This is a genomic window from Rhodothermales bacterium (assembly GCA_040221055.1).
In the GTDB taxonomy this organism is placed as follows: Bacteria; Bacteroidota; Rhodothermia; order Rhodothermales; family UBA10348; genus 1-14-0-65-60-17.
This window is the reverse complement of the sequence record JAVJVN010000006.1, coordinates 19,368-39,826: the sequence shown is the minus strand read 5'-3', so window position 1 is coordinate 39,826 and position 20,459 is coordinate 19,368. Positions and strand designations below refer to the sequence as shown.

The window sequence follows — 20,459 nt, the reverse complement described above, 5'->3', positions numbered from 1 at the left end:
CGGTGCCGTGGTCGCCCTTTGTTTGGTCGCGCTGCCCGCCGCAGCCCAGTCGGAGGATTGGACCATCCTGAACGAGCAGGCGCTGGCGCTCTTCCGCCAGGAGAAGTACACCGAAGCGTTGACCTTCGCCGAGCGGGCCCGGGCGTTTGCCGTAGTGGAGCTCGGCGATCGGCATCCCTCCGTGGCGCTGTCGGACCGCACGGCCGGACTCATCCAGGAACGTCTCGGCAACCTCGCGGAGGCGGAGGGGCACTTCGCGGCATCGGTGACCTTGTTGGAGGAGGTTCTGGGCGAGGATCACCCCTCGGTGGCCGTGGAGCTCGGCAATCTGGCACGGATGTATCGCTCGACCGGGCACGTGGAACAGGCGGTGCCGCTGCTGGAGCGCATCCTGTATATCCAGGAACGGGCGCCGGACGTGGGCGCCCTGGTGGTGGCGCAGAGCCAGATGAATCTGGCGGACGCGTACATGGAATTGGCGAATTCGGAACAAGCCCTCGACTTGCTCCACCGGGCTCTCGCCATCCGGGAATCGGAGCTCGGCCCCACCCATCTGGCCGTGGCCAGCGTCCATAATGCCCTGGGTCACGTCTATTGGATGCAGGATCGGCTGACCGACGCCCATGCCTCCTGGACACGGACCCTGGAAATCCGGGAGGAACTCCTGGGTCCCGGTCAATTGCCGGTCGCCGAGAGTCTTGAAAACCTGGCCCGGGTCCTCTGGAAGACCGGCCGAGCCGAGGAGGCGGCCGAACTCGAGGAACGGGCTGCCATCATACGGAACCGACCATGAACCACGACCATCACCACCACGACCACGACCACGATAAGCACGCCGGCCACGATCCCGGCATGTTCCGCGACAAATTCTGGTGGTCCCTGGCGCTGACCCTGCCCATCGTCCTGTGGTCCCGGCATATCCAGGAGCTGCTGGGGTATGACGCGCCGGTTTTTCCGGGGTCCGCGTGGATAGCGCCGGTGCTCGGCACCCTCGTTTTCCTGTACGGCGGGCTCGTCTTCCTGAAGAGTGCGGCCGCCGAAATCCGCGCGCGCCAGCCGGGGATGATGACGTTGATTTCGCTGGCCATATCGGTGGCCTTCGTGTTCTCGTGGGTGGTCCAGGTGGGCCTGCTGCAGGCCATTCCCCTGTGGTGGGAGCTGGCCTCCCTCGTGGCCATCATGCTGCTCGGCCACTGGATGGAAATGCGATCCGTTTCCCGCGCCGAAGGAGCACTCGATGCGCTGGCCGAATTGCTGCCCGACACGGCCGTCCGCCTGACCGACGACGGGGAAGAAGAGGTCGCCGTGGATGAGCTGGAGGTCGGGGACGTGGTCCTCGTACGGCCCGGCGAGCGGATTCCCGTCGACGGCGTGGTCCGGAAGGGCACCTCGAAGGTGAACGAGTCCATGTTGACCGGCGAATCCCGCCCGGTCGACAAGGCAGAAGGCGACGACGTTGTGGCGGCGTCTGTGAACGGGGAGGGCTCGCTGCAGGTGGAAGTCACAAAAACAGGCGAACAAACCGCACTCTCCGGCATCATGCGGCTCGTGAGGGACGCCCAGTCCTCGAAGTCAAGGGCGCAGCACCTGGCGGACCGCGCGGCCGCGTGGCTGACCTGGGTGGCCATTGGATCGGGCGTCGTAACGCTGGTGGTGTGGTTGCTGCTCGGCGCATCGGTCAACGATGCGGTCGTACGGGTTGTCACGGTGCTGGTCATTGCCTGTCCGCACGCGCTGGGGCTGGCGGTGCCGCTTGTCGTATCCATATCCACCACCATGGGCGCGACGAACGGACTCCTGGTCCGCAATCGCGTGGGCCTGGAGACGGCGCGCACCGTCGATACCGTGATTTTCGACAAGACCGGGACGCTGACCCTCGGGGAATTCCGGGTGGTGGAGCTGACGGTGGCCGACGGCGAGGATGAGGACGCGCTTCTTGCCGCCGCCGCCGCCGTGGAGGGCGATTCGGAGCATCCCATTGCGCGCGGTATTGTAGCTACGGCCAAGGACCGGGACCTCTCCATACCCGATGTCACCGATTTCCGCTCCATCACAGGCAAGGGGGTGGCCGGCGAAGTGGACGGGAAGACGTTCATGCTCGGCGGTCCGGCCTTGCTGGAGGCTGAGAGCGCGACCCCGGACGGGCGGCTCGAGCATGCGGCCGACGAGGCCGCCGAACGTGGACAGGCCGCCATCCACCTCCTCCGGGACGGGCACGTCGTGGCGGTCTTCGCCGTGGCCGATGCCATCCGGGAAGAGAGTCGTGCGGCCATCAAGACATTGCACGACCAGGGCATGCAGGTCGTGCTGCTGACGGGCGATGCCCGGGCCGTGGCCGAAGCCGTCGCCGCTGAGCTCGAAATCGACGAGGTGCTCGCCGAGGTCCTGCCCGAGGACAAGGCCGACAAGGTGAAGGCCCTGCAGCGCGAGGGCCGCACGGTGGCCATGGTGGGGGACGGCGTGAACGATGCGCCGGCGCTCGCGGCCGCCGACGTGGGGATTGCCATCGGAACCGGTACGGACGTGGCCGTTGAAGCAGGAGATATCGTACTGGTCCGGTCCGATCCCCGGGATGTCCCCAAGATCATGGCCCTGTCACGCGCAACGCATCGGAAAATGATCCAGAACCTGTGGTGGGCGGCCGGTTACAACATTTTCGCCATCCCTGCGGCCGCCGGCGTACTCATCCCCTGGGGCCTTTCCCTTTCCCCTGCCGTCGGTGCGGTACTCATGTCCGCCAGCACGGTCATCGTGGCCATCAACGCCCAACTCCTGAAACGCCAATCGCTCACATGACACCCGCCCACGAAGACGACCCCGCCCAGGAGCCGGAACACAACATCCAGCTCCGCCAGCTCACGCCGGACGACTATCCGGACGTGCAGGCCATCATGGACAAGGTCTATCCGAACCTGGATGGTGCGTGGCCGGACCGGAAGTACAAGGCGCAACTCACGGTTTTTCCCGAGGGCCAGATCTGTATTGAGGATCACGGGAAGGTGGTGGCCGCGGCGTTTTCCGTGATCGTGGATTACGACAAGTTCGGGGACCAGCACACCTACGACGAAATCACGGGCAACGCCTACCTCACGACGCACGACCCGCAAGGCGATGTGCTGTACGGCGTCGACGTGTTCGTGGACCCGGACTACCGGGGCATGCGGCTGGGCCGGCGGCTCTACGAGGCGCGCAAGGAACTGTGCCAGAACCTGAACCTGCGCGCCATCGTTGCCGGTGGGCGCATTCCGAACTACCGGCATCATGCCCACGAAATGTCGCCCCAGGCGTACATCGAAAAGGTCCGCAAGAAGCTGATCTACGACCCCATCCTGACGTTCCAGCTGTCGAACGACTTCGACGTGAAGCGGGTGATGAAGGGGTACCTCCCCGAGGACAGGGAATCCAGGGGATACGCCACGCTCCTGGAGTGGACCAACCTCTACTACGATCCCGAAAAGACGCCGCTCATCGGGGCGCCGCGGACGTCGGCCCGCATAGGATGCGTGCAGTGGCAAATGCGCACGGTGCACTCGGTGGATGAGCTCATCCAACAGGTAGAGTTCTTCGTGGATGCGCTCTCGGACTACCAGTGCGACCTGGCGCTCTTTCCGGAGTTCTTCAATGCCGCGCTCATGGGCATATCGCATCACTACGATTCGGTGGACTCCATCAAGGCGCTCGCCACCTACACGGACGAAATCGTGGAGGCGGTCTCGAAGCTGGCCGTATCGTACAACATCAATGTGATTGCGGGCTCCATGCCCATCATGGAAGGGGGCGATCTGTATAATGTGGCGTACCTCTGCCACCGCAACGGATCGGTCGATACCCAATACAAAATCCACCCGACGCCGCACGAGAAGCGGGCGTGGATCATGCAGGGCGGCGACCGCCTGCAGGTGTTCGACACGGATTTCGGCAAAATCGGCGTGCTCATCTGCTACGACGTGGAGTTTCCCGAGCTGGCCCGGCTGCAATCCGAGGAAGGCATGCAAATGCTGTTCGTGCCGTTCTGGACGGACACCAAGAACGGCTACCTGCGCGTCCGCCTGTGTGCCCAGGCACGGGCCGTTGAGAACGAATGCTACGTGGCCATTGCCGGCAGTGTGGGCAACCTGCCCAAGGTGGACGGCGCCGACATCCAGTACTCGCAGGCAGCCGTGTTCTCGCCGTCCGATTTCGCGTTTCCGCACGATGCCATCATGGCCGAGAGCACGCCGAACACGGAAATGACGCTGATTGTGGACCTGGACCTGGAGAAACTGAACGTGCTCCAGAACGAGGGGTCCGTCCGGAATTACCTGGACCGCCGCCGCGATCTGTACCGGATTGAGTGGAAGGGGAAAAGCACATAGAATCCGCACGGCGGGCGGCCGTTGGCAGGATGCTGGCCCGGAATGCGTGCGGGGTGTAGATTGGGATTCTACTGCAACCCATCCCGCCCCACCATGCACACGCTCCGTTCCGTTATTGTCGCCGCGCGTCTGGCCGTTTTCGCTGTCATGACGTTGGCCTTCGCACTCGTCACCACGCCGCCCGCCGCCGCCCAGTCCATTCCGACCGGCGAGACCCCGTCCATGCTCGGATTCGGGGCCACCATTGCCATGGCCGACGGCGAAATCCTGGTGGGCTCGGCGCCTATCGATTGGCCGTCCGGTTCCGATCCGGCTGGCGAAATCTACCGGTACGCCCGGCAGGCTGATGGATCGTGGGCCGAAATCGGTCGCATCATGGCTTCCAACGGCGAACACGGCGATGAATTCGGCCGCTCCATCCTGGCCGCCGATGGCCGGCTGTATGTAGGCGCCCCGGCCATGCAGACGGTGTACGTGTTCGAGCGCGTGGCGGACTACAGCGGCGCGAAGGACTGGAAGGAAGTCGGCGCATGGTCTCCCGCGGCGGCCCTGGTGCCGGCCGGTCATGAAGTGGGCGGCGCCTACGCCCGCGGCGGGTATCGCACGCAGACCATTGCCCGTGTCGCGCCCTTCACGGCCGTGACCACCTACAATGGCGACACCAACGAGGGCTCGGTCCTCGTGACGGAGGACGGTTCGTCCTTCCGGACGCTGGTGGACGCCCCGGCCTGGGCCATCGCCGCGTCCGGGAACCGGCTCTTCATCGGTGCGCCGACGGCCAACGACAACCGCGGCGAAGTGCTGGTCTATGAACTCCACATGGGCAACCACTGGATGCAGACGGCCACACTGAGCGCGGACGGGCTGGATGCCGGGGCCATGCTGGGTCGCGCACTCGCGGCCGACGGCGACCGCGTGTACGTGGGCGCCATCAAGCACGGCGGCAGCGGAGCCGTCGTGGTGTACGACCTGGCGTCGGACGGCACGTGGTCGCAAACCCATGTACTGCAGCAGGAAACAGCGGAAGAAGCACGTCCGGCCGGGGACTTTGGCCACGGCCTGGCGCTGTCGGATACGCATCTGCTGGTGGGCGCGCGCAGCGGCGCATTCGTATTGGCGCTGGACGCATTGGATGCGCCACCGACCCGTCTGGAAACCCCGGGCGATCAACGCGGCCGCAATTTCGGCGTGGGTCTCGCGGTTTCGGGTGATGCACTTGCGGTAGGCGCGCCCAGCGCGGACTACGGCTCCGGCCGCGCCATCATCTACGCGCTGCAGCCGGACGGCTCCTGGGCCGAGACGTCCGATGCGCTCGGCGACGTCGTCGGGTTGTCGTCGGTCACCGGCAGCAAGATTGAGTGCGAGGACGGCCTGGCCGCCGGCCTCTATCCGTGCGAGCAGGTCGACTTGCTGTCCATGCTGTCGACCGCTGAACTGGTGAATGACCGCGGGGCCAACCTGAATGACATCTGGGGCTGGACCGATCCCGAAACGGGTGCCGAATACGTACTTGCTGCCCGCACCGACGGTGTGTCGTTCATCGACATCCGCAATCCCGAAATGCCGGTGTACGTGGGCCAGCTCATGCGTACGGAAGGCTCGCCGGGCGCCTGGTGGCGTGACGTCAAGGTCTACAAGGACCACGCCTACATCGTGGCGGACGGTTCAGGCGACCACGGCATGCAGGTGTTCGACCTGACGCAGCTCCGCGATGTGAATCCGGCCGACATGCCGGTCGACTTCGAGCCGACGACCACCTACCGGGGCGTGGCCAGCTCGCACAACATCGTGATCAACGAAGAAACCGGGTTCGGATACGCCACGGGATCCGGTTCGGGTGCCATGGGGTGCGGCGGTCAGCTGCACATGATCGATCTGCGCGACCCCGCCAATCCGACATTCGTGGGATGCTACACGCATCAGGAATTCGGCGGCACGCACGATGCGCAATGCGTGGTCTACCGGGGTCCCGACACCGACCACCACGGCCAGGAAATCTGCCTGAACTCCAACGGAAACGCCTTCATCATTGCCGACGTGACCGACAAGGCCAATCCGGAGACCATTTCGGTAGCCCGCTACCCCAACACCGCCTATACCCACCAGGGCTGGCTGACGGAGGACCACCGGTACTTCTACATGAACGACGAGCTCGACGAAATGAACAAGATCGTGGACCGCACGCGGACGCTGGTGTGGGACGTGAGTGATCTGGACGAGCCCATCCTCGTGAACGAGTTCTACCACTCGAACGGCGCCAGTGACCACAACCTGTACGTCAAGGGCAACCTCATGTACCAGTCCAATTACAACGCCGGTCTGCGGATCCTCGACATCTCCGACCCCGAGAGCCCTGTCGAAGTCGGACACTTCGACACGGCTCCCTGGGCCGAGAATATGTTCGGGTTCGCCGGGTCGTGGAGCAACTACCCCTTCTTCAAGAGCGGCGTGATCGTGGTCAGCAGCCAGGCGGAAGGAATGTTCGTGCTCCGCAAACGGGAGGTGGACCTGTAGAAGACCTACTTCAACAGGGTCATCATACGCGTCGATTGCCCGACGGGCGTGGTCATTCGTACGACATAATTGCCACTGGGCAGGTGGTCGGCGCGGAAGGTCACTTGGTGCTCCCCGGCGGACTGGAATCCGTCGTGCAGCGTGGCAATGTGACGGCCCAGTTGGTCGTACACGGCCACGGTCACGTCACCGGATGTTGCCACGCGGTAGCCGATCTGCGCCGACGGGTTGAACGGGTTCGGCCAGGTCGACAGCAGTTCATGCGAGACCGGCTGTGGATCGGGCTCCGTGTCCACGCTGAAATACCTCCAGGTCAGGTCCGTCCGTGTAAGGATGGCAAATTCGGTTCCCGGGAAAATTTCTGACGAGATGCTGGCGAGGTCGTTCTTGTCGTTCCAGGTATATGAATCGGACTGCCAGGCAGACCAGCTTTCGGGTCCATCGGCCAACTCGAACGTCAAGTTGGTCATCTGGCCCGACTCATTGTACGCGAAGGACAAGCGGCTGACGGCCGTCCACGTCTGACCGTCGAACATCTCCTGGGTCACGCTGAGACGTCTGCCGGTGAACAAGTCGTAGAGCGCGTTTCCCCGTTCCGCGGGCATCCAGTCCGATCCGGTCCAATAGTCGGTCGTTGTGACCGGGAGGGAGGCGAGGATAAGCAGGATTCCGTCGTAGTGGACGCTGGATTGGGCCAGTTCAAGTGCCAATTCCTGGAACTCCGCGCGGGTAGCAAACGGCCAGGTCACGCGCGCCGTGTTGGTCCACGCGGCTCCGTCATATTCCTGCGTCGTAACCATGACCTGGCCGTTCTCCTCGGTGTACAGTTCGCGTTCGGTCGGTATCCATGCCCCACCATTCCACGTGTCGGTCTGTTCCACTTCGATGACCGCGTTGTCGTCGTAGGTGTAGACGGTGCGGGTATCGTTCACGAACGCCGTGCCGTCCCAGATGGCGTAGACTTCAGAGGCAGGAGCCATGATTTCGCCCGTGAAGAGGTCGAAAAACCACTCGATGGTCGTCTGGTCGACGGGCTCCCATGACGCCGACACGGCGTTCCACACGGAGCTTCCGGTCTCCATGTTGAAGAGGTTACCGGAGTACGTGGTGCGGGACTCAGGCGCCCAGGACTGGCCGGTCCAGACTTCGTCGGTGGACTGGGTGACGTACGGGCCATTGTATTCGAAGACAGAGCGCGATTGCAGCTCGAGCGATCCACCAGGCTCGGACTGTGCGAAGTAGGTGACGTCGTCAACCACGCCGACGGCTTGGGCGTGGACGTGCTGCACGAAGGCAGCAGCCAACAGGGCGAGGAAAAAGAGAATTCGGTTCATGAGCGGATGACCAGAAGGGTCGGGGGTGAAAGGGTAGACTCGATGGCAGCCCGGCGCGAGTCCGTAATCCACACAAACACGGAAACGGAAATGCCGGGTTTCGACGCAACAAGGCTCCACGAACACTTCACCCTGAGCCAGACTGAAAACGTGCATCAGGATCGTGAGTGAAACTAATGTCATGATGGGCATTGAACTCCCATCCGGACCCCGATCCATGCTTTCCCTTCATGCTTGACACGCCGTCGCTCATGAAAAAACTCCTGGCCTTCCTGGCGGTCTACGTCATCTGGGGGTCCACCTACATTTCGATTGCGTTCGCCATCGAGACCTTGCCGCCGTTCATGATGCTGGCCCTCCGGTTCGGCGTGGCGGGGGCCATCCTGTATGGGGGGCTGCGGCTCAGGGGCACGCCCCCGCCACTCCGGGCGCCGGTCCTGCATGCCTTCTGGGTGGGGGCGTTGAGCCTGGGCGTGGGTACGGGCGCGGTGGCCTGGGCCGAGCAGCATGTGGCGTCGGGGGTGATAGCCCTCGTCGTCACGACCGTCCCGTTCTGGATGGTGCTCATTGACTGGAAGTTTTTCAACGGGGGCGCGCCCGTCTGGCAGGTGGTGCTCGGCCTGGTGCTGGGCGCCATCGGCATCGGCATCCTGGCCGGCCCCGATCTGCGCTCCGGGGCGGCCGGTATCGGCGTCCTGGCCGTGCTCTTCGGCTCGGCGTCCTGGTCCATCGGGTCCATGCAGAGCAAGCGCAGCACCATGCCCCAGGATCCGCTCATGTCCGCGGCCGCCCAGATGATCGGGGCCGGCCTCTTCCTGGCGGTGGTATCGGCCGCTTGGGGGGAATGGAGCGGATTCTCGCCCACCGACGTCACCGCCCGGTCGTTCCTGAGCTGGGCGTATCTGGTGGTGTTCGGCTCCCTCGTGGGCTACTCGGCCTACGTCTGGCTGCTGAAGCACGTGCCGTCGAAGCAGGTCGCATCCTATGCCTTCGTTAACCCGGTCGTCGCGGTCCTGCTGGGTTGGTGGCTGGCGTCGGAGACATTGACACCCCGCACTGGCCTGGCCATGTGCATCCTGACCTCGGCGGTAGCCCTCATCGTGTATTTCGGGCGCGACCGCCGAGCCCGCGTAGACCCGCTCCTCCAATCCGAAACCTGATCAACGAACCCGATCCCGGAAACCCATGTCCGAAACCACCACGTTCCGCGAGCAATCCGAGCGGCTTTCCGCCGTCATCCGCCAGACCACCCCGCTCCTCCGGGACATCGATGACGAGACCGCGGCGCATCGGCCAGCTCCCGGAAAATGGTCCCGACTGGAGATCATGGGGCATCTCGTGGACAGCGCATCGAACAATCATCAGCGCTTCGTACGGGCGCCCTTCGCCGATGGGCCCTTCCGGTTTCCCCAGTACGACCAGAACCGGTCCGTGGAACTGGCCGCCTGGCAGGACATGGACTGGGACCACCTGGTGACGCTGTGGACGCTGTACAACCAGACCCTCGCCCGCGTCATGGCGCATCTTCCGGATGCCGCTGCCGACAAGGAATGCCGGATAGGCACCTACCCGCCCATGACGTTGCTGGCGCTGGTCGTGGATTACACGGACCACCTGGAGCATCATTTGAAAGCCGTTCTGACCGCCGCCGGGGACTGATCAGACCGGGCTCACGCGCGCGACACCCTCTGGCTACTCCGCCTTCTTCTGGGTGTTGGTACCCGGCGTCAGGACGTTGTCAATGAGGCCGTAGTTCTTGGCTTCGGCTGCGCTCATCCAGTGATCGCGGTCGCCGTCGGATTCAATCCGCTCGGGCGTCTGTCCCGAGTGGTCGGCCAGGATCTGGTAGAGTACCTGCTTCATCTTCAGGATTTCGCGGGCATGGATTTCGATGTCCGATGCCTGGCCCTGCACGCCGCCCATCCAGGGCTGATGGATCATGATGCGCGAGTTGGGCAGCGCCGCGCGCTTGCCGTTCGCGCCGGCCGCCAGGAGGACCGAGCCCATGGATGCCGCAAGTCCGACACAGATGGTCGAGACTTTGGGCTGGATGTACTGCATGGTGTCGTAGATGGCGAGACCGCTGTCTATGGAACCACCCGGCGAGTTGATGTAGATGTTGATGTCCCGGTCCGGGTCCTCGCTCGTCAGGTACAGGAGCTGGGCGACCATGAGGTTGGCTACGGCATCGTTGATGCCCGATCCGAGCATGATAATCCGCTCCTTCAGCAAACGGCTGAAGATGTCGTACGCGCGCTCGCCACGGCTGGACTGCTCGACGACCATGGGCACGAGCGTGCTCATCTGGCCGTCACGGGACGGGCCCGAGTAAATGTCGGAAGGGAGTTTGCCGAGGCTGCGGCTGAACTTCAGGAAATCGTCGACCATGGAACCGTGGATTTGTGGAGTGCCCTGCGAAGTGAGGTGTCCTGCAAACCCTTCCCGGTCCGGGCGGGTTCCGCGCCGCGACGCGCGTGCGCGGTGGCTACTTCTCCGCCTTCTTGCGGTACGTTTCCAGATCCACTTCCGTGACCTTCATTTCGGAAGCCAGTGTGTTGAACACCTGCTCCGACAGCATGCGCTCCTGCACGTTCTGCAGCATCTGCGGCATGGACTGGTAGTACTGCTTCATCATCTCGGCCGGGAAGCCGCCCTCTTCGGCCATCTGCGCGTAGTGGGCGTCCATCTGCTCGTCGCTGACCTCGAGGTTGTGCTTCGCAATGATGGCATCGCGGATGAACATCCAGCGGGCCTGATCCTCGGCTTCCTCGCGACGCGACTCCTTGTAGGCATCCACGTCGAATCCGGCGGGCAGCTTGTCGTCCTTCTGCCGGCTCTTCAGCTCCTTGACGTAGGCATCCTGGTACATTTCCACGACCGAGGCCGGAATGAGGAAATCATGCTTGGCAATCAGGGCCTCGACCACGTCCGATTCGAACATCTCGGTCTGGCGCTTCTTCCAGCCGCCTTCCACCTGTTTGCGGATTTCCGCACGCAGCGCGTCGGCCGTTTCCAGCTGCTCGTTGGTGAGCTCCTTGGCCAGTTCGTCCGTCAGCTCCGGAAGTTCGCGGCGCTTGACTTCCTTGACGGTCATCTTGTAGGAGCGCTCCTCGTCCGAGTCGTGGGCAGGGAATTTCACGTCCACCGTCTCGCCTTCCTTGGCGCCCGTGAGGCCCTTGCGCAGGGCCGGCATGAGGTTCTCGTCCGACAGCAGGAAGGGGACCGATTCCTGGCGGCTGCCTTCGACCGTCTCGCCCTTCTCGTCCACGCGCTCCAGGTCCACGACCACGTAGGAGGTCTTGGTGGCCGGACCTTCCTCAGGGAAGAACTCGGCGCGGGACTCCAGCATGGCCTGGACTTCCTTCTCGATTTCGTCGTCCTCGACCGTGTGCACCAGGCGGCGGATTTCCGTCTTCGACATGTCCTGCAGTTCGAACGTCGGGCGGATGCCGAAACCGACGGTGGCCGTCAGGTTGCCTTTGGTATCGTAGTCGAATTCCAGGTCGGTGATGGTCGGCTGCCCGAGCACATCGTATTTGCCGTCCTTGAGCACTTCCTCCTGGAACGTTCGCTGCACCAGATCCTCTGCCACGCCGTAGGCCAGGGCCTTTCCGTAGATTTTCTGCACCATGGACGTGGGGACCTTGCCCGGCCGGAAGCCCTTCATGGTCGTCCGCGTGCGCTGGGCCCGAAGTGCCTTCTCCAGGTCTTCCTTCATGTCATCGAAGGTGGCGGTGATTTCGAGCTGGAGCTCGACGTCGGACAGGTTCTTGATTTCGGTCTGCATGCGCGTGGGGTGGCTCGGAAAAGAGGCGGTGGACGGTAATCGCTGAAATACCTGTGGGAGAAGGGCTTGTTGCCCGTCCTGCAGTGTTTTCACCAAAACTGAATCCACAGGACCTCACTTGGCGCCCAGGCCCCGATCAGAAATCCAACCCGACCGATATGTAGGTCCGCCGATCGCCGAACTCGGTGCCGTCGAAGGGCCAGGCGAAGTCGAGCCGGACGGGCCATCCCAGGAACAGGGTTCGCACACCGAAGCCGGTCCCGGCCAGGATGTCATCCAGGGCTGCGGTGGTGGTCCGTCCCCCCCAGACGGAGCCCGCATCCACAAAAACCAACCCTTCAATGCGCGGAAACAGCACCACGTCGCCCGCCAGCGGAAAGCGGAATTCTGCGTTGGCCAGCGCGAAGTACGATCCGTTGGCTGCGTTGATGTCGAATCCGCGGAGCGGGGACATGGGCGTGGCAAACACGAAGTCCGATACATCCGAAATCGGGAAGCCGTTCACGTCATCGAAATCCCGGTTTATCCAGTTCTGGACGCCGGACGTGTAGAACACCTGGGGATGCGGGCCGAACGAAGCAGCGCCCGATACGCGGAACGCCCAGACCAGCCGGTTGCCGGCGGCCGACAGGTACGTCCGGGCATCCATCAGGACGGTGCCGAACCGGATCCGGTCGCTGGACAGGGCCACGGGACTGCCCGAGAGCGCCATGGCGAACCGGGACCCGCCCACCGGATACAGGAATCCGGGCACGGCGTTGTCCCGCGTGAAGGTAATGCGCGGAATGAGGAGGGTCCGGGACCGGGTGGGGCGCGCCACGTCCGTGATATCCGCCTGACTGACGCCCACCACACCGACTTCGGCATCCAGCCGATGGAATTTGTCGAACGGAAACCGCACGGCCAGGCGCGCGCCGTACTGCCGGTACCGGTAGTAGGTGGGATTCGTGCGCTCGAAATCGGCCAGCAGCCGGGACACGTGGAAGAGCGACGTGGACCAGTCCAGGCGCCGCGGCAGATAGTCGTAGGAAATCAGGTAGTCCGAATTGCGCAGGTCCAGCAGCAGGTTCGTGGCCACCATGAACCGGTGGTCGCCCAGCATGTCGCTGAACATCATCTGGGTGACGCCCTGCACGCCGTAGAGCGGATCGTAGCCGGCCGCGCCGTAGACGATGTCCGGCGTGAAACGCAGTTTGTACCGGCGCGGCACATAGCGCCCGGTCGAATCCACGTGGGCCCCGTCGGCCGCCGGCTCGCCGAGCGCCTGCACGTCGGCCGAGGGCGGAATCCGGCCGTGATTGCGCAGGGTTTCGAAGTCCACCGTGACCCCGCCGAACAGGGAATCCGGCGGCGGGGGCGGCGTACGGGGTGCCTCTTCGGGCAGGAGCGCCCCTCCCGCGAGCAGGGCCACCCGGTCCCGTCCGCGCACGTACGGCCGCCCGTCCAGGATATCCCGAAGGAATGGATTCTGGGTGCGGGCGGTCTCGTTGGCGAGGGCAAGGGCCGGGGACATCTGGGCGGAATCGTTTATTACAGGCGCTCCCGGTACGGGTGGAGCCGGCGGCTCCACCCGCTGCGCCCATACATTCGGCCGGGGGGCGGCCAGGCGTCGGGGCGCGAGGTCCCGCACGATATGGATGGACGGCACGCCCTCGCGCAGCGCTACCGCGGCCAGCGTACGACCATCCCCGGATACGGCGAGTTGCATGACGCCCACGTCCAGGTCCGTGACGGGCCGCGACCGGCCGGTTTCGAGGTCCATGATGTGGATGTTGGGGATGCCGTTCGCATCCGACAGGTAGTACAGTTCGTGGACGGATGCGCCGAACCGCGCGCTCCAACTGTCCCAGGTCGGATGATCGGTGAGCCGGCGGATGCGATCCGTCGAGTCGAGGTCGATCAGGAAAAGGTTGAACCGGTCGAACGCGGGCTCTCCCCGGTCTGAATGGAACACGAGGCCCCGGCTGTCCGGCTGCCACGTCGGTTCGTGGTCGCTGAACACGTCGTCGGTGACGGCCGACAGGGTTTCCGTGGCCAGGTCCAGCACGAAAATGTCACTCTGCTGCCCGGTACTGGCGCTGAGGGCCAGGCGGGATCCGTCCGGGCTCCAGTCCAGGCTCAGGATTTGCTGCACGGCCGGGACGTCGATGTGTCGGCGCTGGCCGGTGCGCACATCCAGGATGGCCACGCTCTCGACGCTGCCGCGGCGTACGGCGGCGGCCACGCGCCGCGCATCGGGCGCCCACGACAATCCGGGCGTGAGTACGGGCAGCGCCTCGAAGTCCCGGGACGTCTGTCCGGCAATCAGTCGCACGGGCTCGGCCTCGCCGCCGGTGTTCGTCAGGTAGATGTCGAACAGTCCCTGCGTGGTGGTGATGTAGACCATCCGGTCGCCCAGCGGGGACAGTGCGGGACTGACATTGTAGAACCCGTGCTCCCGCGTGATGAGGGCGCGGCCGAGATCGGCCATGCTTTCGCGCGCCGTGACTTCAGGGAAATGGATTTCCCGGAGGGCCCGGTGCCAGCGTGCGCTGAGCTCATCGAGATTCATGCCGATGGAGCGCTCGAAGGCCTGGTCCACGTTGCGCAGTGTCTTTACGCGGCGCAGGATCTCGGCAATCTTCTCCTGGCCGTACTGCTCCGCCACATAGTCCCAGACGCCCTGGCCACCCCGGTAGGCAAAGTACCCGGACAGCCTGCGGATGTCCGCGAGGTGCCCGGACAGCACCGCTTCCCGGACGAACATGTCCGACTGGGTATCCCAACCGAGGGCGGCATATTCAGCCAGACCTTCGTTGAACCAGAGTGGAAGGCGGACGGTCGGCCCGCCCGAAATCAACGTCTGGATGGTCCCGTCGTAGAAATACTCGTTCAGCATGGCGTGCACGATTTCGTGGTGCAGCACCCGCCGGAAATCCCGCATGTCGCCGGTGAAGGGAAGGGCTATCCGGTTCTTGAAGAGTTCCGTGACGCCGCCAATGCCGTCCGTGTACGTGGGCAGGTCCACGGCATTCGTGACGGCGAACTCCCCGTGGTCCTCGTACAGGATGATGGGAATGGTCCGCGTCGGACGGAAATCGAAGAGGCGGGAGACCTGGACATAGGCGTCCTCGGCGGCCCGGATGGTGAAATCGGCCAGGTCCTCGTTGCCGTCGTGCCAGTACACCGTGAAGTGCCGGCTCTGCAGGTAGAACCACGTCCGGTCCTCACTGTGCACCTTGTTCTTGCCGTACCGGAAATACTGCGCTTCCGCCGGCAGCGCCACCACGCACGCGAGGGCCGTCAACATCACGAGACGGATGGCGGCCTGCTGCGGGATGGAAGCAAAGAGGTTGCGGAGCATGTACGACAGGGTACGGCGTTACGACTGCCGTATCCAACGCGCTATGTCCCGATAAGTGGCCTTCTTCCCGTACATCAGGATGCCCACGCGGTATATCCGGGCACCAATCCAGACCGCGCCCAGGATGGCTACGACGAGCAATCCGTACGACAGGGCGATCTCCCACAGCGGCACATCGGTCACGGCTATCCGCACGACCATGGGGATGGGCGACGTCAGCGGAATGAGCGAGAGGACCGTCGCCAGCGTGGAGTCAGGCGCCTCAATGACCGGTTGGATGAAGACGATGGACATGATGATGGGCATCATCACCGGAATGGTCAGCCCCTGCGCATCCTGCTGCGACTCGACCGCCGAGCCGATGGCCGCGAAAAGCGTGGCGTAGAGCATGTATCCTCCAAGGAAATACAGCACGAACCAGACGAACAGGTCGGCGCCGATGGCCGGTACGGTGAAGTCCATGGCGGCCAGGACCTCGTCGGTCGATGCCGTCGCGGGCAGTTGCAAGGACGCCGGATCCACGAACAGGCTGATGACAGCTCCCGAGAAGAACGTGCCGGCGGCAATCAGGATGGCCCAGAACGTCATCTGCAGCAATCCCATCGCGCCGATGCCCAGGACCTTGCCGAGCAGCAGGTCGAACGGTTTGACGGAGGACACGATGATTTCCACGACCCGGTTGGTCTTTTCCTGCATGACCCCCTGCATGACCACCGACCCATAGATGAGCATGGCCATGTAGATGAGGAAGCCCATGAAAAAGCCGACTACCATGAAGGCCGCCGTATTGCCCCGGTCCTCGCCCGTGTCGGTGAGCTGCACCGTGTCAAAGGCCACATTGGCCATGATGGACTCGTACACATCCGCCTCCACCTGCTGTTCTTCCACGCGCAGCGCCCGAACGGCCGCCACGACCGTATTGCGCAGGTCGGACGAAAAGATGGACCCGCCTCCGGACGTGGTGTAGTAGCGGAGCGTCCCGCCCGTGCTCACGTCCTCCGGCACCACGAGGTACCCGTCCCACTGGCCCGCGAGGACGGCCGCCCGCGCGGAATCCTCCGGCACGTCGACGGGCATGAAGGAAATCATGTCGTTCTCAAGCCGGTCCACGAGCCGCGCGCCGGGATCCAGTACGGCAATTTCGCTGCGGTCCGGTGTCAGCGATTTCACCGACACAATGCCGATGACCACGAAGAACCCGATCAGGATGATGGGACCCAGGAGCGTCGTGATGATGAATCCCTTGGTGCGGATCCGGGTCACGAATTCGTTGCGGGCAATGACAGAAATCCGGTTCATTTGGCACCTCCAACGGTTTGGACGTCCGCGCCGGCTTCGGCAGCGGCCGCCGCTCCCTGCTCCTCGGTTACGGCCTTGACGAATATTTCCCGCATGGGGAGTTCCATGCGCTCGAATCGGATGAGCTCGTCCGTCCCGGCAATGGCGGCCTGCAGGATGGCCGCAGGATCGGATCCTTCCCCGAGCTGCAGTTGCACGTGGCGCGAACTGCGCTGGGTGACCCGGACGCCGTGGAGTGCATCCACGAAATCAGGGGTGCCTTCAAAATCGATCTCGACGGTGTTCCGGCCGAACCGGCGCTTGACCTCGTTCAGCGGCCCCGACAGCACGATCTGGCCCTTCGATACCAGGCAGATGTCGTCGCACAACTGCTCCACCTGTTCCATGCGGTGGCTGGCAAACAGGATGGTCCGCCCGTCGTCCTTCAATTCCATGATGATGGACTGCAGCAGGTCGGCGTTGATGGGGTCCAGGCCGCCGAACGGTTCGTCCAGGATGAGCAGTTTCGGGTCATGCAGGATGGTCGCAATGAACTGGATTTTCTGCTGCATGCCCTTCGACAGGTCGCTCGTGGGCTTGTTCACCCAGTCGCGCGCGCCGAACCGGTCCAGCCAGTAGGCCGCCTTCCGCTTGGCATCGGCCCGCGAAAGCCCCTTCAGCTCCCCGAAATAGACCAGCTGCTCGGCCACTTTCATCTTCGGATACAGGCCACGCTCTTCCGGCAGATACCCCATGATGGCCTGCGTGCGGGGGCTGACCGGTTCATTACCGAAAAGGATGCGACCTTCATCCGGAATGGTGATGTAGGTGATCATCCGGATGGTCGAGCTTTTTCCGGCGCCGTTCGGCCCCAGGAGCCCGAGGATGCGCCCCGGCTCGGCCTTGAAGCTCACATTGTCGACCGCCAGCACGGTGTCGTACTGCTTGCGGACGCCTTGGACGTCGAGGGTGTGCATGATTCAGTCTGGGGTGATTCGTTGGGGGCGATCAGTCCTGATCCGGGTCTTCCGCTCGGTAGAAGCGGATGTCGTCGATGGCGATGTCGTAGGGTCCTTCATTTCCGCTGAAGACGGCTATGTGCGTTACGTCCTCACCCGTGAAGGTTACGCGCTTGCCGAATCCTTCCTGATTGAACTTGGAGAAAGGGAGTTGGAACGTGGTCCATTCGTCGGAGGCCACGATGTAGGCGTTGAAATAATCGAAGTCCGAGACGGAGGCGGTACCCAGTTGGACGATGAAGGTACCCATGGATCCGCGCATGGACAGCTCCAGGCCATCGAACGTGGATACATCGGCGGCCGTCCCTTCGGCGCCCATGGGCAGGCGTACACCGGAGACCTGGTTGCCCGCGCTGCCGAGGGGACGCTGCCCGCCCACCGTCAGGTGGTACACGGAACCCGGGTGGGGATTCTGCGAGTCAACGAAAATGGTGGCCGTGGTTTCGCCCCCGTCCGCAACAGCCGTCCACGTCGTGCCGAGGAGGCTGTATGGATCGCCGTCCTCGAAGTCGTCCACTTCGCCGCCAATCATGGGGCGGATGGTGGGTGCGTCGCTGCACCCGGCCAGAAGGAGCGTTACCAGAAGTACGTGCCGCAGGTTCATGACGAATCCGGATCAGAGGAGATTCAGGGTGGAAGCGGGAATGGGAATCAGGTACTCGGGGCGGAAGACATCCTCGTGGACGCCGAACTGCCCGGTTCCCCGGAAATCCACGCTCACGAAGCCGTCCACCATGCGGCGCACCTCACCAATGCCGTAATACGAGGGCATGGGGCCGTAATAGACCAGTTGTCCATCGTCGAACCGGCCCTTGTTGCGTGCGCGACGATGGAACGCCGGCACGATGGGCAATAGCTCCAGGCGATATGTTGTGAGGTCTTTTTTCATGGCGGACCATGGCAAATTAGGGAACCGCGCGCGAATGCACACGTCCGAACGCATCCCATCAGATTCCCAACGGATATGACCAAGCTCGAAAAAATCTCCGATCGCCAGGTAGGCCGCAACGCCGAGCTCTTCGCCCGCAAGATCGGTGCCATCCCCACCAAGGAGGAGCGCTACGGCTACATCCGGATCCTGGTCGCCATCATCGAGCAGGCCCATCCCGAGTGGAACCAGGCTGCCCACAAGGGCAATCAGATTGCGCACCTCATCCACCGCATGAGCCACGGCGACGTGGACCAGGACGAGGTCAAGGAAATCATCAAGCTCCGCGACGAAGAGCGCGGCGTGACGCTGAAGAACTAGGGCGTGTTCACACTACGCCAGAACCCGCTGACGGTGGCCAATTTGGTGTCCGCCAAGGCGGACGAGCCGAAGTGTAGCAGCGTTACTCGAGGTGAGGACAACGCCGGTGGGTGCCAAATTGGCCCCGTCCCTTCGGGTAGCGTCGGAAATGGCGTTTCTCTGTGTTGTTCGTCACTCGTATGACGCTGCCATACTTCACTCCTCTCGCCGTGATAAACGCCATTTCTGACAGCTACAGCGGGTTCTGGCGTAGTGTGAACACGCCCTAACCCTTCAACCGCTCCGGGTTGTTCCGGATGAAGGCGGCCCAGTCTTTTTTGCCGCCGCCGGTGGTGGGCTCGTCGCGGTGGGCGTGGCAGAGGGCGACGGCGAGGGCGTCGGTGGTGTCCATGGTCAGGGCGAAGTCGTCGGCCAGGTGCAGGATGGAGCGGATCATGTAATGGACCTGCTCCTTTGAGGCGTTTCCGTTGCCCGTGACGGACTTCTTGACCTGCTTCGGGGTGTATTCCAGGACGGGAATTTCGTGGTTCAGGGCCGCCATCATGGCCGCGGCCTGGGCGCGGCCCAGTTTCAGCATGGACTGCGCGTTGTTGCCGTAGATGGGCATTTCGATGGCGCACCAATCCGGTCTGTGCAGGCCGATCAGTTCGCAGACACCCTCGTAAATCCGCTTCAGGCGGAGCTGGTGGTCCGGCGTGCCCGCCACGCGGATGATGCCCGAGTCCAGCAGCCGCTCACGGCCGTCCTCGGCCAGCACGACGCCGAACCCGGTAACGTGCGACCCCGGATCAATGCCCAGGATAATCACGCAATGGCCTCCAGGGTGTCTTCCGTGAACTCCATGGTGGTCCAGACGGACTGCACGTCCTGCAGTTCTTCCAGTTTTTCTATCAGGCGGGCCACTTTGCGCGCGGTCTCGGCGTCGACGACCGTCGTGGTGGTCGGAATCCGCTGCAGGGACGACTCGGCAATCTCGATGTCGGCCTTCTCAAGCGCATGCTGGACGTCGCCGAAGGCTTCGACGGGCGACGTGATCACGAACATGTCGTCCTCGAGCTCCAGGTTTTCCGCGCCGGCTTCCACCGCCAGTTCGAAGAGGGTGTCCTCGGCGTATTTGTCAGCCGGGACCTCGAAAACTCCTTTCCGCTCAAACTGGAACGCGACGGAGCCGCTCTGGCCGAGGCTGCCGCCGGCCTTCGAAAACACGGCCCGGATGTCGGCCACCGAACGGTTGGTGTTGTCGGTGAGCGCATCAACAAAAACCGCAATGCCGCCCGGCGCATAGCCCTCGTACGCCATTTCGACGTAGTCGGCGCCCTGGATTTCGCCCGTGCCGCGTTTGATGGCCCGCTCAATGTTGTCCTTGGGCATGTTTTCGCCCTTGGCCTTGTCCACGGCGAGCGCCAGGCGCGGATTCATGCCGATGTCGCCACCGCTTTCGCGGGCGGCCACCATGATATCACGGGTAATGCGGGCCCAGGCCTTGGAGCGCCGGGCATCGGTTACGGCCTTCTGCCGCTTGATCTTTGACCATTTATTGTGGCCAGCCATGGGAGTCTGCGCGGTGCGCGGTCAGGAGA

General features: G+C 63.6%; 17 protein-coding genes. 7 read left to right on the top strand and 10 right to left on the bottom strand.

Annotated elements, in window-relative coordinates; all coding sequences use genetic code 11:
* Nucleotides 1-7: 7 nt before the first annotated feature.
* The 4 genes from RIE53_02345 to RIE53_02330 all read left to right on the top strand — a co-directional run bounded on the left by RIE53_02345 (nucleotide 8) and on the right by RIE53_02330 (nucleotide 6,869).
* Nucleotides 8-793: a tetratricopeptide repeat protein gene (locus tag RIE53_02345; GenBank protein ID MEQ9103519.1), complete on the top strand. Its 786-nt coding sequence runs from the start codon at nucleotides 8-10 to the stop codon at nucleotides 791-793.
* Complete coding sequence (locus RIE53_02340) at nucleotides 790-2,796, top strand: heavy metal translocating P-type ATPase (GenBank protein MEQ9103518.1); 2,007 nt, start codon at nucleotides 790-792, stop codon at nucleotides 2,794-2,796. Before RIE53_02345 ends, RIE53_02340 begins: the two co-directional genes overlap by 4 nt.
* A complete protein-coding gene (locus tag RIE53_02335) occupies nucleotides 2,793-4,355 on the top strand; it encodes a GNAT family N-acetyltransferase (GenBank protein ID MEQ9103517.1) in 1,563 nt (520 codons plus the stop codon). The genes RIE53_02340 and RIE53_02335 overlap by 4 nt, the downstream gene beginning before the upstream one ends.
* Before the next feature lie 93 nt (nucleotides 4,356-4,448).
* Nucleotides 4,449-6,869 (top strand): choice-of-anchor B family protein, encoded by a 2,421-nt coding sequence (locus RIE53_02330; protein MEQ9103516.1) that lies wholly within the window; start codon nucleotides 4,449-4,451, stop codon nucleotides 6,867-6,869.
* Between the two features lie 5 nt (nucleotides 6,870-6,874).
* Here RIE53_02330 and RIE53_02325 read toward each other — a convergent pair whose 3' ends face one another.
* Nucleotides 6,875-8,203: a T9SS type A sorting domain-containing protein gene (locus tag RIE53_02325; protein ID MEQ9103515.1), complete on the bottom strand. Its 1,329-nt coding sequence runs from the start codon at nucleotides 8,201-8,203 to the stop codon at nucleotides 6,875-6,877.
* A 230-nt stretch (nucleotides 8,204-8,433) separates the two neighbouring features.
* On the opposite strand from RIE53_02325, the gene RIE53_02320 reads away from it, so the two are divergent.
* Complete coding sequence (locus tag RIE53_02320) at nucleotides 8,434-9,363, top strand: EamA family transporter (GenBank protein MEQ9103514.1); 930 nt, start codon at nucleotides 8,434-8,436, stop codon at nucleotides 9,361-9,363.
* 25 nt (nucleotides 9,364-9,388) lie between these two features.
* Nucleotides 9,389-9,862, top strand: a complete 474-nt coding sequence (locus RIE53_02315) for a DinB family protein (protein MEQ9103513.1) — start codon at nucleotides 9,389-9,391, stop codon at nucleotides 9,860-9,862.
* 33 nt (nucleotides 9,863-9,895) lie between these two features.
* Here the strand turns inward: RIE53_02315 and clpP are convergent, their stop codons facing one another.
* The 7 genes from clpP to RIE53_02280 form a co-directional block, all read right to left on the bottom strand.
* Nucleotides 9,896-10,591 carry an ATP-dependent Clp endopeptidase proteolytic subunit ClpP gene (gene clpP, locus RIE53_02310; protein MEQ9103512.1) on the bottom strand — a complete coding sequence of 232 codons (696 nt, stop codon included), beginning with the start codon at nucleotides 10,589-10,591 and terminating at the stop codon, nucleotides 9,896-9,898.
* Between the two features lie 97 nt (nucleotides 10,592-10,688).
* Nucleotides 10,689-11,990, bottom strand: a complete 1,302-nt coding sequence (gene tig, locus RIE53_02305) for a trigger factor (protein MEQ9103511.1) — start codon at nucleotides 11,988-11,990, stop codon at nucleotides 10,689-10,691.
* Nucleotides 11,991-12,126: 136 nt separating this feature from the next.
* Nucleotides 12,127-15,333: a BamA/TamA family outer membrane protein gene (locus tag RIE53_02300; protein ID MEQ9103510.1), complete on the bottom strand. Its 3,207-nt coding sequence runs from the start codon at nucleotides 15,331-15,333 to the stop codon at nucleotides 12,127-12,129.
* 18 nt (nucleotides 15,334-15,351) lie between these two features.
* A complete protein-coding gene (locus tag RIE53_02295; GenBank protein ID MEQ9103509.1) occupies nucleotides 15,352-16,632 on the bottom strand; it encodes an ABC transporter permease in 1,281 nt (426 codons plus the stop codon).
* The gene (locus RIE53_02290; GenBank protein ID MEQ9103508.1) at nucleotides 16,629-17,588 is read right to left on the bottom strand and encodes an ATP-binding cassette domain-containing protein; all 960 of its coding nucleotides are present in this window, start codon (nucleotides 17,586-17,588) and stop codon (nucleotides 16,629-16,631) included. The genes RIE53_02295 and RIE53_02290 overlap by 4 nt, the downstream gene beginning before the upstream one ends.
* Before the next feature lie 31 nt (nucleotides 17,589-17,619).
* Nucleotides 17,620-18,234, bottom strand: coding sequence for a CIA30 family protein (locus RIE53_02285; GenBank protein MEQ9103507.1), 615 nt, complete (start codon nucleotides 18,232-18,234; stop codon nucleotides 17,620-17,622).
* Between the two features lie 12 nt (nucleotides 18,235-18,246).
* A complete protein-coding gene (locus tag RIE53_02280; protein MEQ9103506.1) occupies nucleotides 18,247-18,519 on the bottom strand; it encodes a hypothetical protein in 273 nt (90 codons plus the stop codon).
* Nucleotides 18,520-18,594: 75 nt separating this feature from the next.
* Between RIE53_02280 and RIE53_02275 the strand changes: the two genes are divergently transcribed.
* The gene (locus tag RIE53_02275; protein MEQ9103505.1) at nucleotides 18,595-18,879 is read left to right on the top strand and encodes a DUF4290 domain-containing protein; all 285 of its coding nucleotides are present in this window, start codon (nucleotides 18,595-18,597) and stop codon (nucleotides 18,877-18,879) included.
* Nucleotides 18,880-19,144: 265 nt separating this feature from the next.
* Here the strand turns inward: RIE53_02275 and ruvC are convergent, their stop codons facing one another.
* The gene (gene ruvC, locus RIE53_02270; GenBank protein ID MEQ9103504.1) at nucleotides 19,145-19,687 is read right to left on the bottom strand and encodes a crossover junction endodeoxyribonuclease RuvC; all 543 of its coding nucleotides are present in this window, start codon (nucleotides 19,685-19,687) and stop codon (nucleotides 19,145-19,147) included.
* Nucleotides 19,684-20,430: a YebC/PmpR family DNA-binding transcriptional regulator gene (locus RIE53_02265; GenBank protein ID MEQ9103503.1), complete on the bottom strand. Its 747-nt coding sequence runs from the start codon at nucleotides 20,428-20,430 to the stop codon at nucleotides 19,684-19,686. Before RIE53_02265 ends, ruvC begins: the two co-directional genes overlap by 4 nt.
* Between the last annotated feature and the right edge of the window lie 29 nt (nucleotides 20,431-20,459).